This is a genomic window from Streptomyces sp. NBC_01304 (genome assembly GCF_035975855.1).
In the GTDB taxonomy this organism is placed as follows: domain Bacteria; phylum Actinomycetota; class Actinomycetes; order Streptomycetales; family Streptomycetaceae; genus Streptomyces.
In genome coordinates, this window is sequence record NZ_CP109055.1 from 5,958,867 (window position 1) to 5,975,772 (window position 16,906).

At 69.0% G+C, this 16,906-nt stretch carries 16 protein-coding genes; 6 read left to right on the forward strand and 10 right to left on the reverse strand.

Annotation, left to right across the window (positions count from 1 at the left end; all coding sequences use genetic code 11):
• Positions 1 to 11 precede the first annotated feature (11 nt).
• From OG430_RS26515 to OG430_RS26555, 9 genes are all read right to left on the reverse strand, one after another.
• Entirely contained in the window at positions 12 to 1,562 is a 1,551-nt protein-coding gene (locus OG430_RS26515) for an SCO6880 family protein (RefSeq protein ID WP_327355093.1), read from the reverse strand.
• Positions 1,559 to 2,902 carry a hypothetical protein gene (locus OG430_RS26520; protein WP_327355094.1) on the reverse strand — a complete coding sequence of 448 codons (1,344 nt, stop codon included), beginning with the start codon at positions 2,900 to 2,902 and terminating at the stop codon, positions 1,559 to 1,561. The genes OG430_RS26515 and OG430_RS26520 overlap by 4 nt, the downstream gene beginning before the upstream one ends.
• On the reverse strand, positions 2,892 to 3,707 hold the full coding sequence (locus OG430_RS26525; protein ID WP_327355095.1) for a hypothetical protein: 816 nt from the start codon (positions 3,705 to 3,707) through the stop codon (positions 2,892 to 2,894). The genes OG430_RS26520 and OG430_RS26525 overlap by 11 nt, the downstream gene beginning before the upstream one ends.
• 99 nt (positions 3,708 to 3,806) lie before the next feature.
• Positions 3,807 to 4,115, reverse strand: coding sequence for a hypothetical protein (locus tag OG430_RS26530; protein ID WP_327355096.1), 309 nt, complete (start codon positions 4,113 to 4,115; stop codon positions 3,807 to 3,809).
• Between the two features lie 278 nt (positions 4,116 to 4,393).
• Complete coding sequence (locus OG430_RS26535; RefSeq protein ID WP_327355097.1) at positions 4,394 to 5,998, reverse strand: serine/threonine-protein kinase; 1,605 nt, start codon at positions 5,996 to 5,998, stop codon at positions 4,394 to 4,396.
• A gap of 60 nt (positions 5,999 to 6,058) precedes the next feature.
• Positions 6,059 to 6,385, reverse strand: coding sequence for a nuclear transport factor 2 family protein (locus OG430_RS26540; protein ID WP_327355098.1), 327 nt, complete (start codon positions 6,383 to 6,385; stop codon positions 6,059 to 6,061).
• A 1,669-nt stretch (positions 6,386 to 8,054) separates the two neighbouring features.
• Positions 8,055 to 8,276: a DUF397 domain-containing protein gene (locus tag OG430_RS26545; RefSeq protein ID WP_327355099.1), complete on the reverse strand. Its 222-nt coding sequence runs from the start codon at positions 8,274 to 8,276 to the stop codon at positions 8,055 to 8,057.
• Positions 8,269 to 8,448, reverse strand: coding sequence for a DUF397 domain-containing protein (locus tag OG430_RS26550; protein ID WP_327355100.1), 180 nt, complete (start codon positions 8,446 to 8,448; stop codon positions 8,269 to 8,271). Before OG430_RS26550 ends, OG430_RS26545 begins: the two co-directional genes overlap by 8 nt.
• Before the next feature lie 8 nt (positions 8,449 to 8,456).
• Positions 8,457 to 9,308, reverse strand: a complete 852-nt coding sequence (locus tag OG430_RS26555) for a helix-turn-helix domain-containing protein (RefSeq protein ID WP_327355101.1) — start codon at positions 9,306 to 9,308, stop codon at positions 8,457 to 8,459.
• Between the two features lie 110 nt (positions 9,309 to 9,418).
• Here OG430_RS26555 and OG430_RS26560 point away from each other — a divergent pair, with 110 nt between their 5' ends.
• Complete coding sequence (locus tag OG430_RS26560; protein WP_327355102.1) at positions 9,419 to 9,829, forward strand: ATP-binding protein; 411 nt, start codon at positions 9,419 to 9,421, stop codon at positions 9,827 to 9,829.
• Between the two features lie 55 nt (positions 9,830 to 9,884).
• Here OG430_RS26560 and OG430_RS26565 read toward each other — a convergent pair whose 3' ends face one another.
• Positions 9,885 to 10,220: a hypothetical protein gene (locus tag OG430_RS26565; protein WP_327355103.1), complete on the reverse strand. Its 336-nt coding sequence runs from the start codon at positions 10,218 to 10,220 to the stop codon at positions 9,885 to 9,887.
• Positions 10,221 to 10,705: 485 nt separating this feature from the next.
• Between OG430_RS26565 and OG430_RS26570 the strand changes: the two genes are divergently transcribed.
• The 5 genes from OG430_RS26570 (at position 10,706) to OG430_RS26590 (ending at position 16,902) form a co-directional block, all read left to right on the forward strand.
• Positions 10,706 to 11,395, forward strand: coding sequence for a response regulator transcription factor (locus tag OG430_RS26570; protein ID WP_327355104.1), 690 nt, complete (start codon positions 10,706 to 10,708; stop codon positions 11,393 to 11,395).
• Between the two features lie 211 nt (positions 11,396 to 11,606).
• Entirely contained in the window at positions 11,607 to 12,572 is a 966-nt protein-coding gene (locus OG430_RS26575) for a carbohydrate kinase family protein (protein ID WP_327355105.1), read from the forward strand.
• A gap of 165 nt (positions 12,573 to 12,737) precedes the next feature.
• Entirely contained in the window at positions 12,738 to 15,512 is a 2,775-nt protein-coding gene (locus OG430_RS26580) for a non-ribosomal peptide synthetase (protein ID WP_327355106.1), read from the forward strand.
• 32 nt (positions 15,513 to 15,544) lie between these two features.
• On the forward strand, positions 15,545 to 16,501 hold the full coding sequence (locus OG430_RS26585) for an NAD-dependent epimerase/dehydratase family protein (protein WP_327355107.1): 957 nt from the start codon (positions 15,545 to 15,547) through the stop codon (positions 16,499 to 16,501).
• Complete coding sequence (locus OG430_RS26590) at positions 16,498 to 16,902, forward strand: nuclear transport factor 2 family protein (RefSeq protein ID WP_327355108.1); 405 nt, start codon at positions 16,498 to 16,500, stop codon at positions 16,900 to 16,902. The genes OG430_RS26585 and OG430_RS26590 overlap by 4 nt, the downstream gene beginning before the upstream one ends.
• The last annotated feature ends 4 nt before the right edge of the window (positions 16,903 to 16,906 follow it).

Consider the following 16,906-nt stretch of genomic DNA (forward strand, 5'->3'; position numbering starts at 1 on the left):
GAGGTTCGCCCTTACCGTCGGATGCCGGTCGCGAACGGCAAGGTATTGACGAACGCACGGTGGTGCTCGCGGTCGCACCACTCCAACTTCAAGTACGACTTGCCGGCCGAGGCGCGGATCGTCCGCTTGTCCCGTGCCAGCGCCTCCGGATTGCGGGACGACACCGTGATGTAGCCGACCAGGTTCACGCCCGCGGCGCCGCTCGCCAGGTCCTCGCCGCGCTGGTCGAGGCGGGAGTGGGAGGCGATGTCACGGGGGTCGACGGTGCGGTTCATCTTGGCCTGGCGGGAGGCCTCCGCCTCGTCGTTCGTCTTCTCCGTCAGCATGCGCTCGATGGCGACCTCGGTGGGTTCGAGGTCCATCGTGACGGCCACGGTCCGGATCACGTCCGGGGTGTGAACCAGCAGCGGGGCAAGGAAGTTGACCCCGACCGGCGTCATCGGCCACTCCTTCACCCAGGCCGTGGCATGGCACCACGGGGCACGGGTGGAGGACTCGCGCGTCTTCGCCTTCAGATACGTCGGCTCCATCGCGTCGAGCTCGGCCGGCCAGGCATTGCGCTTCGTCATGGCCTGGATGTGGTCGATGGGGTGGTCCGGGTCGTACATCGAATGCACGAGGGAGGACAGCCGTCCCTGGCCGAGCGGCTGCCGTACGCGGATGTCCGCCTCCTGCAGTCGCGAGCAGATGTCCGTCAGCTCACGCGCCATGACGATGGCGAGGCCGGCATCCTTGTCGACCTTCCTCCCCAGGTGTGGCTGCGTCGCGCGGGCCATCGCGTGGGCCTCGGCGGCGAGTTCGCGATTGAAGTGCATGCAGGCGACCAGGTACGCGCGGTGCTGCTCGCTGCTCGTGGACACCATGGACTGGAGCTGGTCGTACGAGTCCTGCAGCCAGTGCGGCGACTTGTCGTCACCCCGGACCGCCACGTCCTTGGCGTGCGCGTCCGGGTCGGCGGGGAGGGTGCGGGCCAGCATCTGCAGCCGCGTGACGAAGCCGTCCCCATTGGCGACATGCTTGAGGAGCGTGCCGAAGCGGTCGACGAGCGCTTCCTGGTCCTCGCTGTCCCGCAGGCCGACGCCCGGCCCCTCGATCTCGATCGCCGCCGTGACCGTACGGCGGTCCGCGTGCAGCAGCACCGCGATCTCGTCCGGGCCGAACGGAGCCGCCAGCCAGCTGATCCGGCCGATCCCGGGCGGCGGGCCGACCTCGACCTCGCGGCCGTCAAGACGGATACCGGACTCGGGAGCCGCCGAGCGGTACGCGGTGCCGGAGCGCAGGCTGCGCTTGTAACTCCGGTTCACCTCGAACCACTTGTAGAAGGTGCGGTGCTTGTACGGGACGTAGACCGCCGCGAGCGCGACCAGTGGGAAGCCCATCAGCAGCACGATCCGCAGCATCAGCATCGGGACGAGGAGGCCGCACATCATGCCGAGGAAGGCGCCCGCGATGATCAGGGCGATTTCCCCGGTCTCCCGGTTCTTGCCGACGATCGCGTTGGGCCTGGCTCTGCCGATCAGATAGGTACGGCGGGGCGCGACCGGGTGGGACTGGGTCGTCAACGCCCTTCACCTCCAGTGCGGTTGCTCGACTTGCGGGTGCTGGATCCGGCGGATCCGGTACGAGAGGTGTGGGCACCGCTCGTCGGGCTGCTCGCCCGGGGCGAAGGGGCGGCGGAGGGGACAGTTCCGCCGCCGTTCGACGCGCCGCGACTGCTGTGTGCGGCGACGCCACCGCTGGCCGGATTGGCGGGGCGTGGCTGGGACGAGCCGCCTCCGCTTCCTCCGTTGCCACCGCGGCTGCTGTGGGTCTTGATGCCTTGTGAGACGAGCGAGGCCGGCGAGGTGACCAGGGCCGCGCCCTTGCCCTCCGCGCCCGCCATGATGCGGTTGTTGCGGCCGGCCGCCATCTCGTCGCCGAAGCCGGGGACGAAGCGGTAGATCATGGCGCTGGCGAAGATGGCCAGGAGGATGATCGAAAGGCCGGAAACGATCGCCGAGAAGGCGTTCGGGCCGTCGTCGCCCGAGAGCGCTCCGGCGAGGCTGAGCACGATCACGATGATCGGTTTCACCAGAATCACCGCGATCATGATTCCGGCCCAGCGGCGGACGTGGCCCCACAGGTTCTTGTCGACCAGGCCCGCGTACACGACCGTGCCGAGCAGCGCGCCCACGTACAGCAGGGCGGCCCTGATGACGAGTTCGAGCCAGAGGATGCCCGCGGCGGCGATCGACACGAGGGACACGACGATCAGCATGATCGGGCCGCCGCCGATGTCCTCGCCCTTCTTCAGGGCCTCCGAGAACGTGCCGAAGAACTTGTCCGTCTGTCCGCCGCTGGCCTTCGCGATGACGTCCGTGACGCCGTCCGCCGCCGATACGACGGTGTAGAGGATCAGCGGGGTGAAGGCGGAGGCGAGGACTGTGAGCCAGAGGAAGCCGATGGCTTCGCCGATGGCGGTGGACAGGGGGACGCCGCGCACGGCTCGCTTGGCCACGGCCAGGAGCCAGAGGAGGAGCGTGAGGATGGTGGAGGCTGCGAAGACGATCGCGTACTGCTTCAGGAACGTGTCGTTCGTGAAGTCGACGTCGGCGGTCTTCTCGACGGCTTCGCTCAGCTTGTCGACGGTCCAGGAGGCGGCTTCTGCGCAGCCCTTGGCGAGGCTGGTCAGGGGGTCCAGGGAATTTAGGGCGCCGTCTGTGGGGGATTTGGGGGCGTCGCCGGCTCCGGATTTGCCGTTTTCGCAGTAGTCCTTGGCGGGGCCGACGATCAGGTCGCAGTTGTCGTCGGGGTCGGGGGTGGGTGCCGCGTAGGCACGCGTGGCCAGCAGGACGGCGGCAGCCTGGACTGCTGCCACCGTGGCGGTCACCGAGAGGGCCCGGCGACGACTTTTAGCGGGCATAGGTGAACCCTCCGAACTCCTCAACGGCCTTGGAGATCGCGTCGGCCGACGAGACCTTGTTGTCGCCGTTGACCGGGGCGGGGCCCTCCTTTTGGGAGAAGGTCTCGACCTGCCAGTCCTTGCCGGTCCACTGCAGCTTGAGCGTCATCGTGAACCAGTCGCTGGTGACGGGGTTCTGGGAGCCCTCGCCGGCGGTCCCGAACACGCCAGTGCACCAGACTTCGACGGTCGCGCTGTCTGCCGAGTAGTTCTTGACCTTGGTGCCGATCGGGGCGGTACGAGAGATGTACGTCTGACCGGAAGCAGCCTTGCCCTTCTCGTCGAGGCCGATCTTCCCGAGGAAGTCCGTCGAGTACGCCTTGTCGAACTTGGCCTCCAACTCGGAGACCTTGTCGGCGACGAAGACGCGCTTGACGATCTCCGGGCGCTGGTCGGACTGGAGGATCTCGGCGGAGACGAGCGACACCGCATAGTTGGCCGCAGCCGACTGCGCACCCTGCCGATCGTGCGCGAACCCGTCCTTCACCGGCTCGACCCCCGACGCCGCAGTCGACCCCGACCCCGGCTTCGTACCGTCGTCGCTCGAAGGGGAATCGTCGTCGCTCCCGCCGCGATTGGCGAACGCAATGGCCGCGATGAGCAGCACCACGACGCTCACCACGGTCAGGAGGGAGCGTGAAGGGCGGGCGGAGCGGCGGGCTCCGCCGTAGACATCGCCCTCGCCCTCGGGGAGCCGGGTACGGGTCTGGCCCGTGCCGCCGTAGCCGCCGCTCTCGGCCGGAAGGCCGTCGTCGCCGAAGCTCATGCCGCGTACGCCCCCTCGAGCTCTTGCTGAACCGCGTGGTACGACGGTAGCCGTGCTGGTTCCCGCGTGAGCGCGGGGTGGTGACTCGTCATCAGGTGGTTAGACGGCCATCCCGTACACGATGGTGAAGAGGGTCCCGAGTGAGCCGATGATGAAGACTCCGGTCAGGCCCGCGATGATCAGGCCCTTGCCCTGCTCCGCGCTGAAGGTGTCGCGCAGGGCCGTCGCGCCGATGCGCTGCTTCGCGGCGCCCCAGATCGCGATGCCGAGGCAGAGCAGGATGGCGATGGCCATGACGACCTCGATCATCACCCGTGCCTCGTTGCCCAGGCTCCCGAAAGGTCCCCAGTCCGGCGCGATTCCGCCGATAATGGTGGTGATATCGCCCTCTTCGGCTGCCAGAAGCATGTTGTAACTCACCGCCCCTATTGGGTAGTTCTGCACCCTCTGCCGCTGCGCAGAGGCCAAGCATCATTGTCTCCGAGATTCCGGCGGCACATGCCGACTTGCGGCCATCTGTTGCCAGAGTTCTTGCGGGGACGATTTCCGGCTCGACGAATACCGCCCGAGCGTCTCCTGGTGGGGGGCCCGGACGGTATACGAAGCTCCGTATGGTCACTCTGTGTATCACGGGGGGTGACATCGGGCAACGAGCCTTGACGTGGCGCTCAGCGTCGTCGCGGGCGTCAGTCTCCGAAGTAGGAGTTGACGCACAGTTCCCAGGGCTGATTGTTCGGCCCTTGGAAGCTCACCGTCTGGAGAGTGTCCTTCTGCATGCGCCATGAGATGTGGCTGTCGCAGCCGTCGTACGTCTCGTCCCCGATGGTCAGCGGCGCGCTCCCCAGGACGTCGCCCGAGGCCGGGACGCGGTAGTCGACCCGGTACTTGGTGGCGGCGGACCAGCAGGGGACCTGGACCCACTCCCCGCCGTCCGCAGGATGTACGCAGTCGTCGACCTCGGCCGAGGCAACGTCGCCGTTGAGGCCGCCGCTGACCCAGTTCGCGAAGCCGGTGTTGTTGCCGTACAGGAGGGCCAGGACGATGCCGCCGACGACGAGCAGGCCGGCCCACATGCCCGCGTCGCTGTCCGAGGGCGACTTGGGTTCGGGCTTGGACGGTGTCCTCTCCGGCGGTTCCTGCTGGCTCCCCAGCAGTACGTGCTTGCCCTGCCGCCGGGCCGGCAGGCGCTCGGTGGCGCCGGGCTTCAGGCGGAGGACACAGGGGCCGCTGGTGAAGCCGTCGCTCTTCACCTCGACCCTGCGGGTGCCTGGTTCGAGCTCGTAGGATCCGGTGGCGCCGGGCTTGACCGTTTCGCGGTACGCGCCGTCGAGGACGATGCCGAGCCAGCCGCCGGTCTGGTTCTCGATGCGGAGGGTGGCCTGCGTGCGGGAGGACTCCGTCGCCTCCCTCTTCTTTGTCTTCTGCTTTGTCTCTCCTGCTCCCTCCTTCGCTTCCTCTTGCTCTCCTTCCGGCATGCGGGAGTTGAGCAGCTTCAGGGCCTCGGGGATGGACGGGCGGTCGGCCGGGTTCTTCTCCAGGAGGGCTTCGATGAGGGGCTTCAGGCGGCCGGCCCGTCGCATCGGGGGAGCAGCCTCGTACGCCACCGCGTGGAGCGATCCGGCCGGGCTGTCGCGGTGGAAGGGGCAGATGCCCTCCACGGCCTCGTACAGGGTGGTGCCCAGCGAGAACAGATCGCTCGGAGCCTCCGCCTTCCGGCCACCGGCCCGCTCCGGCGAGAGGTAGGCAGGGGAGCCGATGACCACGCCGTAGCCGGTGAGGTTGGAGTCAGCCTTGTTGTGGGCGATGCCGAAGTCGGCGAGCAGGATGTGGTGTTCGGAGGTCAGCATGATGTTGGCCGGTTTTATGTCCCGGTGCAGGATGCCCTGCTTGTGTGCCGCACCGAGTGCGTCCAGGAGGGCCTCGGCGAGCTTCGCGGTGCCCTCCACGGACAGGCGCTTCTTTCGCGCGAGGCGCTCCTGGAGGGTGCCGCCGGTGACGACCTGCATCACGATCCAGGGCGCCTCGTCGACGACCACGACGTCATGGACGCTGACGATGTGCGGATGGTCCCGGAGCTTGGCAGCGTTGCGTGCCTCGCGTCTGGCCCGGCGCAGGAGGTCTTCGCGGTCGGCTTCCGGCAGGCCCTGCGCCAGGAGCAACTCCTTTACGGCGACGTGGGTTTCGAGCAACTCGTCACGGGCCGCCCAGACCCGGCCGAAGCCGCCGGCGCCGAGGATGCGTTCGAGGCGATAGCGCTCGCCTATCAGTAACCCCGGAGTTCCCTGCGCCACGACGCCCCCTCGTTCCCTCTTCATTTGGTGGTGGGGACGATGTTGGCAGGCTTTCCGGTTTCAGGCCTGGCCTGTCTCGAAGCGGCTCACCTTGTCGCCGGCGCCGTCGCCGGTCACGGTGAACTGCCAGCGCGTACGCATCTCGCCCCAGGTGTCGTTCCGGAACCTGGCGACCAGGGAGAGGCCGTCCTGGGCCTGGGTCTCGATCTCCATGTGGCCGTTCGCGGAGAAGATCTCGCGCTCGGTCCAGTCGTCGAGGTCGCGGTCGGAGCCGTCGTCGGACATGGTCGCGTCGGGGGTGAGGGCTGCGCGGAAGGCCTCGCGGTCGTTGGCGTTGATCGCGGTGATCAGGGCCTGGACGGTGGGGTTGCTGGACTGGGGGGTCATGGCGCTCCTTCGGCTTGAGGCGGGCGGGCGTGTGGGCGTGCGGGTGTGTGGGCGTGCGGACGGGCTGACTGGCTGGCTTGCTGTCAGCGTCGCGCCGAGGAGGGGTGGGCCGGGGGTGGCGCGCCGGGGGGCTGCTTGCGTTGCGCAGGATGGGCCTCGGTGTGGGGTTGGTAGGGGCAACTGATCAACTGCCTGATTGCGTGGCTGGTGGGGGTGGGTGGTTGCGCGGACCTCCGTCTGTCTCGTTGCGGAGTGCGGGCGCTCGGTGGCTGGCTTTCCCCAATTGCTGTCAGTACGGGGCCCAGGGGGAGAAGTCCCGGCAACGGAAGAGGCGGGCGAAGAGCAAAGACAAAGACCGCAGCGAGAGAAGGGGACGGAGGGGGAGGGGGGCTGGAGGGGAAGCGCTGGCCCGGTGGGGGGAGGTGCGGGCCCGGGACGGGGAAGTGCTGGCCCGGGACGGGGAAGTGCTGGCCCGGTGGGGAGGCGCTGGCCCGGGGCTGGGAGTGCGAGCTCGGGAGGGGGAGACGCGAGCCCGGTGGGGGATGCGGGCTCGGGACGGGGAAGTGCGGGCCTGGTGGGGGAGGCGCGGGCCCGGGACGGGGAGATGCGGGCTCGGGACGGGGAAGTGCAGGTCCGGTGGGGGAGGTGCTGGCCCGGGAGGGGGGAACGGGAGCGCGGGCCCGGGAATTGCGGGCCCGGCGGGGGAGGTGCGGGCTCGGGGCGGGGAAGTGCTGGCCCGGTGGGGAGGTGCGGGCCCGGGGCTGGGAGTGCGGGCTCGGGAGGGGGAGACGCGAGCCCGGTGGGGGGATGCGGGCTCGGGAGGGGAGGTGCGAGCTCGGGAGGGGGGATGCGGGCTCGGGACGGGGAAGTGCAGGCCCGGTGTGTGTGTGGGGGGCGCTGGCCCGGGACGGGGAGATGTGGGCTCGGGGCGGGGAAGTGCGGGTCCGGTGGGGGAGGTGCGGGCCCGGCGGGGGGAGGTGCGGGCTTGGGACGGGAAGTGCGGGCCCGGTGGGGGAAGTCCTGGCCTGGGGCTGGGGCTGGGGAGGGGAGCTCGGGAGGAGGGAGGCGCGAGCTCGGGAGGCTGGGGCTGGCCGTGCGGAAGGTGGCGTCGGGGTGCCCGGTTTGCCCGTTAGGCGAGCCCCTTTCCCGTCACGAGGCGGCGGGGGCGGGGTCTGGAGGCTTAGTGGGGGGAATGGGGCGCAAGAGCGTCCCTTTTGTGCTGGTTCTGTTGCCCGTTTTCCCCCACTAGGCCCCCAGCCTGCCCTCCGAGCCCCCAGCCGCCCCCAAGTCCTCGCCCGTCCCCTTTCCTCGCTCGCCCTCCGAGCCCCCGCCCGCCCCCTCCCCTCGCCCACCCCCCACCGGGCCCGCACTTCCCCGTCCCAAGCCCGCGCCTCCCCCCGCCGGGCCCGCACTTCCCCTCCAGCCCCCTCCCTCTCCCCCTCCATCCCCTTCTCTCGCTGCGGTCTTTGTCTTTCGTCCTTGCTCTTCCCCCACCTCTTCCATCACCGGCAACTTTCCTCCTGGGCCCCGTACTGACATCAGTTGGGGAAAGCCAGCCAAAAGAGCCCCCGCAGCCGACAACGAAACAGACGGAGGTCCGCGCAACCACCCACCCACACCAGCCACGCAATCGAGTCTTTGAGCAGTTGATCAGTTGAGCAGTGGCCGGCTACGTCCCCTCGACGAAGTGGTCGAACTCGCCTGCCTGTACGCCCAGTACGAAGGCGTCCCACTTGCGCCTGGTCGTCGTGACGACGTTGTCGGGGTCCGAGGTTTCGCGGATGTAGACGGCGTCGCCGTCTGGGTCGAAGGCCAGCTCGATCCAGGGGCCGGGGCCGGTCGCGTCCTCGGGCGCGGCCCGAACCCAGTCGAGCTTGCTGGCGTCAGTCACGGGTGGGCTCCTTGAGGGTGCGGAGGAATGCCTCGAAGGCGGGGCGGGTGGTGCTGACTATGACCTCGGCGGGGTCTGCGCTTTCGGTTAGGCGGACCGTTTCGGCGTCGCGCGCGATGTGTACGCAGGACTCGCCCTGCGCGCAGTAGGACGACTTCTGCCATGCATGCATGAGGGGCCTCACAGTTCAGTGGACAGGTTGTGGATGAAGGCCCGCGACTTCTTGGGCGACAGGGCTACGGCCTCCATGTGCTTCAACAGGTTCCGATAGGTGTCCAGTTCGGCCTCGGCGTCGATCAGGGCGGGACCGTGGGACTGGTCCAGCGAGACGGTGTCGAGGCGGGGCACTGTGCCGTGGATGTAGAGCAAGGTCTGGCCGGAGCCGGGGTAGGCGCCGATGGCGAACGGGATGACCTGGATGGTGATGTGCTCCCGCTCGCCCTGGACGAGCAAGTGCTCCAGCTGGCGCTTGGCGACGGTCGTGCCGCCGACGGGTACGCGCAGGGCGGCCTCGTGGATGATCGCGCGGTACGGGGTCGGGTTGTCCTCGTCGAGCAGGGCCTGGCGCTGCAGCCGATGGTTCACGCGGTGCTCGACATCCCGCCGGCTGAAGGCGGGGACGGCGTGGCTGTAGATGGCGCGGGCGTGGTCGGTGATCTGAAGCAGACCGGGGACGTGTGCGGTGTTCGCGGCATGCAGCTTGACCGCGTGGTGCTCGATCTCGGCGAGTTCGAGCAGCGCGGCGGGCAACGCCTCCCGGAACGTCTCCCACCAACCGCCCTTCTGGTCCGTGGCCAGCTCGATCAGTCCGTCGATGTAGGCGTCGTCGCAGCAGTGGTAGATGCGGGCCATCGAGCGGAGGCGGTCGGCGCTCACACCGAATCGGCTGGCCTCGATGTTGCTGAGTTGCGCCTGGCTGACGCCTAGTTGGCGGGCGCCCTCCGTCACGGACAGCCCTGCACGCTCGCGCAGCCTTCGCAGTTCCGTGCCCAGGCGTTGGCGGCGGGCGGACGTGGCTGTCTTCGGGGCCATCGAGTCTCCTTGTCACCCACACGAGGGAACGCCTAATGCAATTGCCGGAATGGGAAATAGTTTATGTCAGCCTAGGGGGCATCAACTAACCACGACCAGCGGAGAGTTCCATGGAAACCGTAGCCCCCGCCCCCTGGGCATACACCCTCCAACTCCCCCACGACCCCCGAGCCCCCGGCATCGCCCGAGCCACCCTCCGAGCCGTACTCGAAAGCCACGGCCTCGACGACCTCCGCCTCACCGCCGAGCTGCTCACCTCCGAGCTCGTCACCAACGCGCACCTCCACACCACCGGCCCCTACGCCCTCCGTATCGGTCAACGCCCCGAAGGGCGGCTGCGTGTCGGGGTGTGGGATGCCAATCCTGAGATTCCGCCGCCGTTCACCGGGCACAGCCAGGACCCCGGGGTCGATGCCGAGTCGGGGAGGGGGCTCCTCCTCGTTCAGGCCTGCGCTGCCCGCTACGGTGCGTACGCCCTGAATCAACCCGGGAAGTACCTGTGGGCGGAGTGCGGACAGTAAAGGGCCCGCCGTCCACAGGCTGTGGACAACGGGCCGGGTCGAGCACGATGTGGGGTCAGAGAATCCCGAGCAAACCGAAGTCCGCCGGATCGGCGGCGGGCCCGGGATAGCCGGGGCCCGAAGTCGGTGGCTCGGACGGGCCGCGGGACTCGATCGGGCCGAGGATGCTCGTGTCGGAGTCGAGGTCCTGGGAGAGCAGGCCCTGGTTCGGCTGGATGACGGTGGGGTTGGGCGGCGGCTCCACGGGTGCCGTCGTCCGTGTCCCGTCCGTGTGCTCCGGTCCGTGATCCGCGTACGCCACGGCAGGTACGAGCAGGCCCGTCGCGCAGATCAAGCCGCCGGTGAGGGTCGCGCGGACCCGGCGGCCGGGAGTGAGATTGTTGAGGTCCATGCCAACCTGCCTAGCGGGGCATACCGGGCAGAGCGCTCAACACGCCGGGGTCGCGGGTCAGTTCACTCGGGTAACCCAGCGGCGAGACCCGCCCGGCGGAGCGCCGTGAATGGGCAGTGCAAGCGCAGTGCAAGCGCAGTCAAAGGGCATGGGCACACCTGTGTTCGCGAGGTCTTTCGGTCGGGTCCTCGGGCCCGATTGGGGGGTATCGGGAAAACGGCTCAACCGGCGCTCCCGCGAGGTGCGTTGGCGGAATCCGGCTGGTGCGCGAGGCCGCCACCTCGGAATTTATGGCCCTCCGACAGGGCGGAACCGGAGAATCCATGTTTCTTTGGCGTAAACAGCCTGCGATGGCCCATTGAGGCGTGTCGCCTTTCGGCCAACCTGTTTTTGACGCGTTCTCCGGGATGTTCTTACGCTCCTTGAGTCTTGCTGGACACAAGGTTTCGGCAGGGCGAGGTATCCGAACTCCGGGGGGATTGACGATGCATCAGCACATTTTGGTGGTGGATGGCGACTGTCAGGCTCGTGACCGTCTCATCTCCGCACTCCGACGGCAGGGCTTCGCGGCCGGCGGTGTGGGGACGGGCGATGCGGCCCTGCAGAAGTACGGTGACGCGGACCTGATCCTGATGGACTTCGACCTGCCCGATCTGGACGGGCTAGAGGTCTGCCGGGCGATACGGGCCGCCTCCGACATCCCGATCATCGTCCTCACCGCACGCGACTGCGAGGTCGACCGGGTGCTCGGACTGCAGGCCGGCGCCGACGACTACATGGTCAAGCCCTATGGGTTCCGTGAGCTCATCGCCCGCATCCAGGCCGTGACCCGCAGGGCCAAGCCCCGTCCGCGTACCGCCGAGGTCATGGAGTGCGGGCCGCTGCGGATCGACGCGGGGGCCAGGGAAGTGACGCTGCACGGCGTTCCCGTGGGGGTGACGCGGAAAGAGTTCGACGTGCTGCAGCTGCTCGCCTCGCATCCCGACGCCGTGGTGCCCCGGAAGCTGATCATGCAGCAGGTGTGGGGCGGCAGTTGGTCGCGGCGGACCGTGGACACGCACGTCAGCAGCCTGCGCGGCAAGCTCGGGGACAGCGAGTGGATCGTCACCGTGCGAGGCGTCGGGTTCCGGCTCGCGGTGCCCGCCCTTCGGTCGGTGCTGCGGCCCACCGCGTGAGCGAGGGCAAGGGCGTGGGCGTGACGTAGCGCTCACTCGTGCTCATCGAAGTGACTTGCGCATGGCGGATGTTGGGCCACTCCTGACGTCGATCTGACATTGGCGTACTGCCTCTGTAGAACGCGACCGACTGCTGAACCGAGGGTTGTTGAACCTCGCACGGTCGATGAATGAGCCTTTTGGTACCGCACCGATTCCCCAGGGAGATGTCGTGTCCATCGTCGTCACCGGGTCCCTCGCGACCGATCACCTCATGGTCTATCCGGGCCGGTTCGCCGATCAGCTGATCGCCGACCAGCTCGACCGGGTCTCCCTGTCCTTCCTCGCCGACACCCTGGAGGTGCGGCGCGGCGGGGTGGCCGCCAATATCGCGGTGGGGCTCGCCCGGCTCGGGCAGTCCGCCGTGGTGGTGGGCGCCGTGGGGCGGGACTTCGGGGAGTACGAGGCGTGGCTGCGGGACGTCGGGGTCGACACCGGGGGACTGCGTTACAGCGAGACCCTGCACACCGCCCGGTTCGTGTGCACCACCGATGCCGATCAGAATCAGATCGCCACGTTCTATGCGGGGGCCATGGCAGAGGCCTCGCGGATCTCGCTCGCCGAAGTGGTGGAGGGTTTCGCGGGAGGCCGGCCCGAGCTCGTGCTCATCGGGCCCGACGACCCCGCCGCCATGCTGCGGCACACCGAGGCCTGCCGGAGCCTGGGGCTGGCCTTCGCGGCCGACCCCTCGCAGCAGCTCGCCCGCCTTGACGGGCCTCAAACTCGCCAACTGGTCGACGGGGCAGCGTACTTGTTCACCAATGAGTACGAGTCCGCGCTGCTGCGGGAACGTACCGGCTGGGGAACGGACGAGGTGCTGCGGCACACCGGCGCCTGGATCGTGACGCGCGGCGGTGACGGGGTGGACGTCCTGCGGGACGGACACGAGCCGCTCCACGTCCCCGCCGTGCCCACGCGGCACCCGGCCGACCCGACCGGGGTGGGGGACGCCTTCCGGGCCGGGTTCCTCGCCGGGACCGGCCGCGGGTGGGCGTACGAGAGAGCCGCGAGGCTCGGCTGTGCGCTGGCCACCGTGGTCCTGGAGTCCGTCGGCACCCAGGAGTACCAGGTCACGTACGACCAACTCCTCGACATGGTCGACAGCGCCTATGGCGTCGCTGTCGGCAACCCCGTCTGAGACCGCCTGGAACGGCCTGACACGGCCTGACACGGCCTGACACGGCCGCCTGAGCGCATCTGAACCAAGGCACCGCGCACCCCTGCACTCGCCGGGGGTCGGTCGCGCATGCCCGAAAGCACCGAAAGCCCCAAGACGCGAACGCAGAAGAGAGGGCATCGACCCATGACCATCGCCACCATCCGGGACACCCAGACCGTCGCCGACCTGCTCCTCAAGGCCGCCCAGGAGCACCCCGAGGCCGGCCTTCGCTATCACGAGGGCCCGGCCGCCGTGCCCGATGCCCGGCCGCAGTCCTATCCGGAGCTGGTCGCCGAGGCGCGGCGGGTGCTCACCGGGCTGCGGGAGCGGGGGCTCGTCGCGCAGGACAAGGTGGTGCTGCTCCTTGAGCGGCCCGAGGAGTTCCTGCCCGCCTTCTGGGGCTGCCTGCTCGGCGGGTTCGTACCCGTGCCGATGGCGCCCCTGGGCGGTGACCCCGAGCGGTGGGCGGCGCAGCTCGGGCACGTCGACTCGCTGCTCGACCGGCCGCTGATCGTGACGAACGAGAAGGTGAATGCCGAACTGCCGCACCTGGACGGGCTTTCCGTGGCCCTCCTCGATGCGCTGCGTGCCGGGGAGGGGGCGGAGGCCGAGGAGCTGCATCGGGCCGCGCCCGAGGACACCGCGCTGCTCGTGCTCACCTCCGGGTCGACCGGGAACTCCAAGGCCGTACAGCTGACGCATGCCAATCTGCTCGCGTCGATGGCCGCGAAGAACGGTGTGCACCGGCTGACCGGGGACGACATCACGCTGAACTGGGTGTCGTTCGACCACGTCGCGGCGCTGCTTGAGTGCCATCTGCTGCCGCTGTACGCCGGTGCCACGCAGCTGCACGTTCAGGCGCCCGTGGTGCTCGGGGATCCGCTCGAATTCCTGCGGCTGATATCCGCGTACGGCGTGACCATGACCTTCACCCCCAACTTCCTTCTGGGGCTGCTGAATCCGGCGGCCGAGCAGCTGGAGGGGGAGGGCCGGGGCGGCGCCGCTCTCGACCTGTCGCGGCTGCGGCAGATCATCAGTGGTGGCGAGGCCGTCGTGACGGCCACCGGCAAGACCTTCCTGCGTACGTTCGCGCGCTACGGGCTGGCCGCCGATGTGCTGTGGCCCGCCTTCGGGATGACGGAGACCTGCGCCGGCAGCATCTACTCCCGTACGTTCCCCGAGTTCGACGGGCGGCAGGAGTTCGCGAACCTGGGCCTTCCCGTGGCCGGGCTGCGCATCCGCGTCGTCGACGAGCAGGACGTCGAGGTCGGCGCGGGCGAGACGGGCGAGCTGCAGCTCAGCGGGCCCATGATCACGACCGGGTATTACAACAACGCGCAGGCCACGCGGGACGCCTTCACCGCCGACGGGTGGTTCCGCAGCGGGGACCTCGGGCGGATAGATGGCGGCCGCCTCACGCTCGTCGGGCGCAGCAAGGACAGCGTCATCGTCAATGGCGTCAACTACTTCAGCCACGAGATCGAGTCGGTGCTGCAGGAGTTGGACGGTGTGGCGCGGTCGTACGTCGCGGCCTTCCCGACGCGGGCGCCGGGCAGCGACACCGAGCAGCTGGTCATCGCCTTCCACCCGGAGGTGGCCGAGGGCGATGAGCTCGCGCTGTACCGGGTGCTGTCCGCGGTGCGGTCCGGGGTCGTCATGCACTGGGGCTTCAGGCCCTCGCTGATCCTGCCGCTGCCGAAGGACGCCTTCCCCAAGACCAGCCTCGGCAAGATCCAGCGCTCGCTGATGCGGCGGAAGCTGGAGGAGGGGGCGTACGACGAGACCACGCGCGAGACCGCCGATCTGGTGCTGCGGCGGCTCGGCGGCTACACCGCGCCCGAGGGCGGGACCGAGACGGTGCTCGCCGAGATCTATGCCGAGATGTTCGACGTGGAGCCGTCCAGCATCAGTGCGACCGCCAACTTCTTTGATCTGGGCGGCACTTCGCTCGACATCCTGCGGCTGCGCAGTCTGGTGGCGCGGCGGCTCGGTGCGCGGGACCTGCAGATCATCACCGTCCTCACCGCGCCGACCGTGCGGGAGCTGGCGGTGCGGCTGACGGAGAGCGAGGCCGAGCGGCCGTACGACCCGATCGTGCCCATGCAGGTGGTGGGCGACAAGACGCCGCTGTTCTGTGTGCACCCGGGCGTGGGCGAAGTGCTCGTCTTCGTCAATCTGGCGAAGTACTTCGTGGGGGACCGGCCCTTCTACGCGCTGCGGGCGCGGGGCTTCAACCCCGGGGAGAAGCCCTTCGGGAGCATGGAGGAGATGGTGTCGACGTACGTCGCCGCCATTCGCGAGAAGCAGCCGCAGGGGCCGTACGCCGTGGCCGGCTACTCGTACGGCGGGGCCGTCGCCTTCGAGATCGCCAAGGTGCTCGAAGCCGAGGGCGAGCGGGTCGACTTCGTGGGCAGCTTCAATCTGCCGCCGCACATCAAGTACCGCATGGATGAGCTTGATTTCGTGGAGACGGCCGCCAATCTGGCCTTCTTCCTCGCGCTCATCGACAAGCGGCAGTCGCTCGAACTGCCGGACCAGCTGCGGCACTTGCCGCGTGCCGAGCAGCTTGCGCACTTCGTCGAGATCGCGCCCAAGGCGCGGCTCGCCGAGCTCGACCTGACGCTGGAGAAGTTCACGGCCTGGGCCGAGCTGGCGGACGGGCTCACCGACCTCGGGCGCAGCTACTCGCCGAGCGGGTCCGTGCGGTCCCTGTCCGTCTTCTACGCGGTGCCGTTGCGCGGCACCAAGGAGGACTGGCTGAACAACGAGCTCAGCCGGTGGGACGAGCACGCCCGCGAGGCCAACCGGTACCTCGACGTGCCCGGTGAGCACTACACGCTGATGGGTCCGCAGCACGTGGCGACATTCCAGTCGATCTTGCGCAAGGAGCTGGACCGGGCGCTCGGGGACTCCGACTGACCTCCATTTCACCGCTCTTGAAGGAGACGTACATGCAAGGCAAGAAGATCCTGGTCACCGGCGGCACCGGACAGGTCGCCGGGCCGGTCGCCAAGGCCCTCGCGGCCGACAACGAGGTGTGGGCGCTCGGGCGCTTCGGCACCCCGGGCGCGGAGGAGGAGCTGACCCGGCACGGCATCACCACCTTCCGCTGGGACATGAACGACACCGGCGAGGACTCCCTGGCCGGTCTGCCCGACGACTTCACGCACGTCATCCACTCCGCCGTACGACGGGGGGAGGACGGGGACTTCAACACCGCGATCGAGGTCAACACGGTGGCCGCCGGGCGGCTGATGACCCACTGCCGGACCGCCGAGGCCTTCCTCTACGTGTCCACCGGGGCCCTCTACGCCCGGCAGACCCTGGACCACGCGTACACCGAGTCCGACCCGATCGACGGTGTTGCCGACTGGCTGCCCGTCTATCCCGTCGTGAAGATCGCGACGGAGGGTGCGGTGCGGGCGTACGCGCAGACGCTCGGCCTGAAGACCGTCATCGCCCGGCTCAACATCGCGTACGGGCCCGGCGGTTACGGCGGCGTCCCGATGATCTACTTCAAGCGGATGCTCGCCGGCGAGGCCATCCCGGTCCCGATCGAGGGCCAGAACTGGTGCTCGCTGCTCTACACCGACGACCTCGTCGAACAGGTGCCGCACCTGTGGGAGGCGGCGACCGTTCCGGCGACGCTCACCAACTGGGGCGGCGACGAGGCGGTCGGCATGACCGACGTCATGCGCTACCTGGAAGAGCTCACCGGGGTCGCGCCCAAGCTCGCGCCCAAGGAAGTCACCCGCGAGACCTACCAGTTCGACCCGACGCTGCGGCAGAAGTTGACCGGGCCCTGCAAGGTGGGCTGGCGCGAGGGGCTGCGGCGCACGGTCGAGTCCATGTATCCGGAGTACGCCGAGCGGATCGCCGCCCTTGCGCCCGTGGAGGAGATCCAGTGACCGGCCATTCGGACAACCGCGCTCTGATCCAGACCGCCTACGAGGCCTTCCACACCCGCGACGTCGTCGCCCTGCTCGGCACCATGGCCGAGGACATGCAGTGGGTCCACCCCGACGGCATGCACGACTACGGGCTCGGCGGCACCAAGCACGGGCACGCGGGCGTGAAGGAGTTCCTCGCCAAGGTGCCCACCGTGCTCGGCGGGATGAAGCTGCATCCGCAGGAGTTCCTGGAGTCCGGCGACCGGGTCGTCGTCTTCGGGGTGCGGGACGTCACCTCGAAGTCCGGGCACACCGAGAGCCTGCAGTTCGTGCACTCCTGGACCCTGCGCGACGGCAAGGCCGTGCGGATGGAGGACATCTTCGACACGGTCCTCTTCCACCGGCTCATCGAGAGCTGACGGC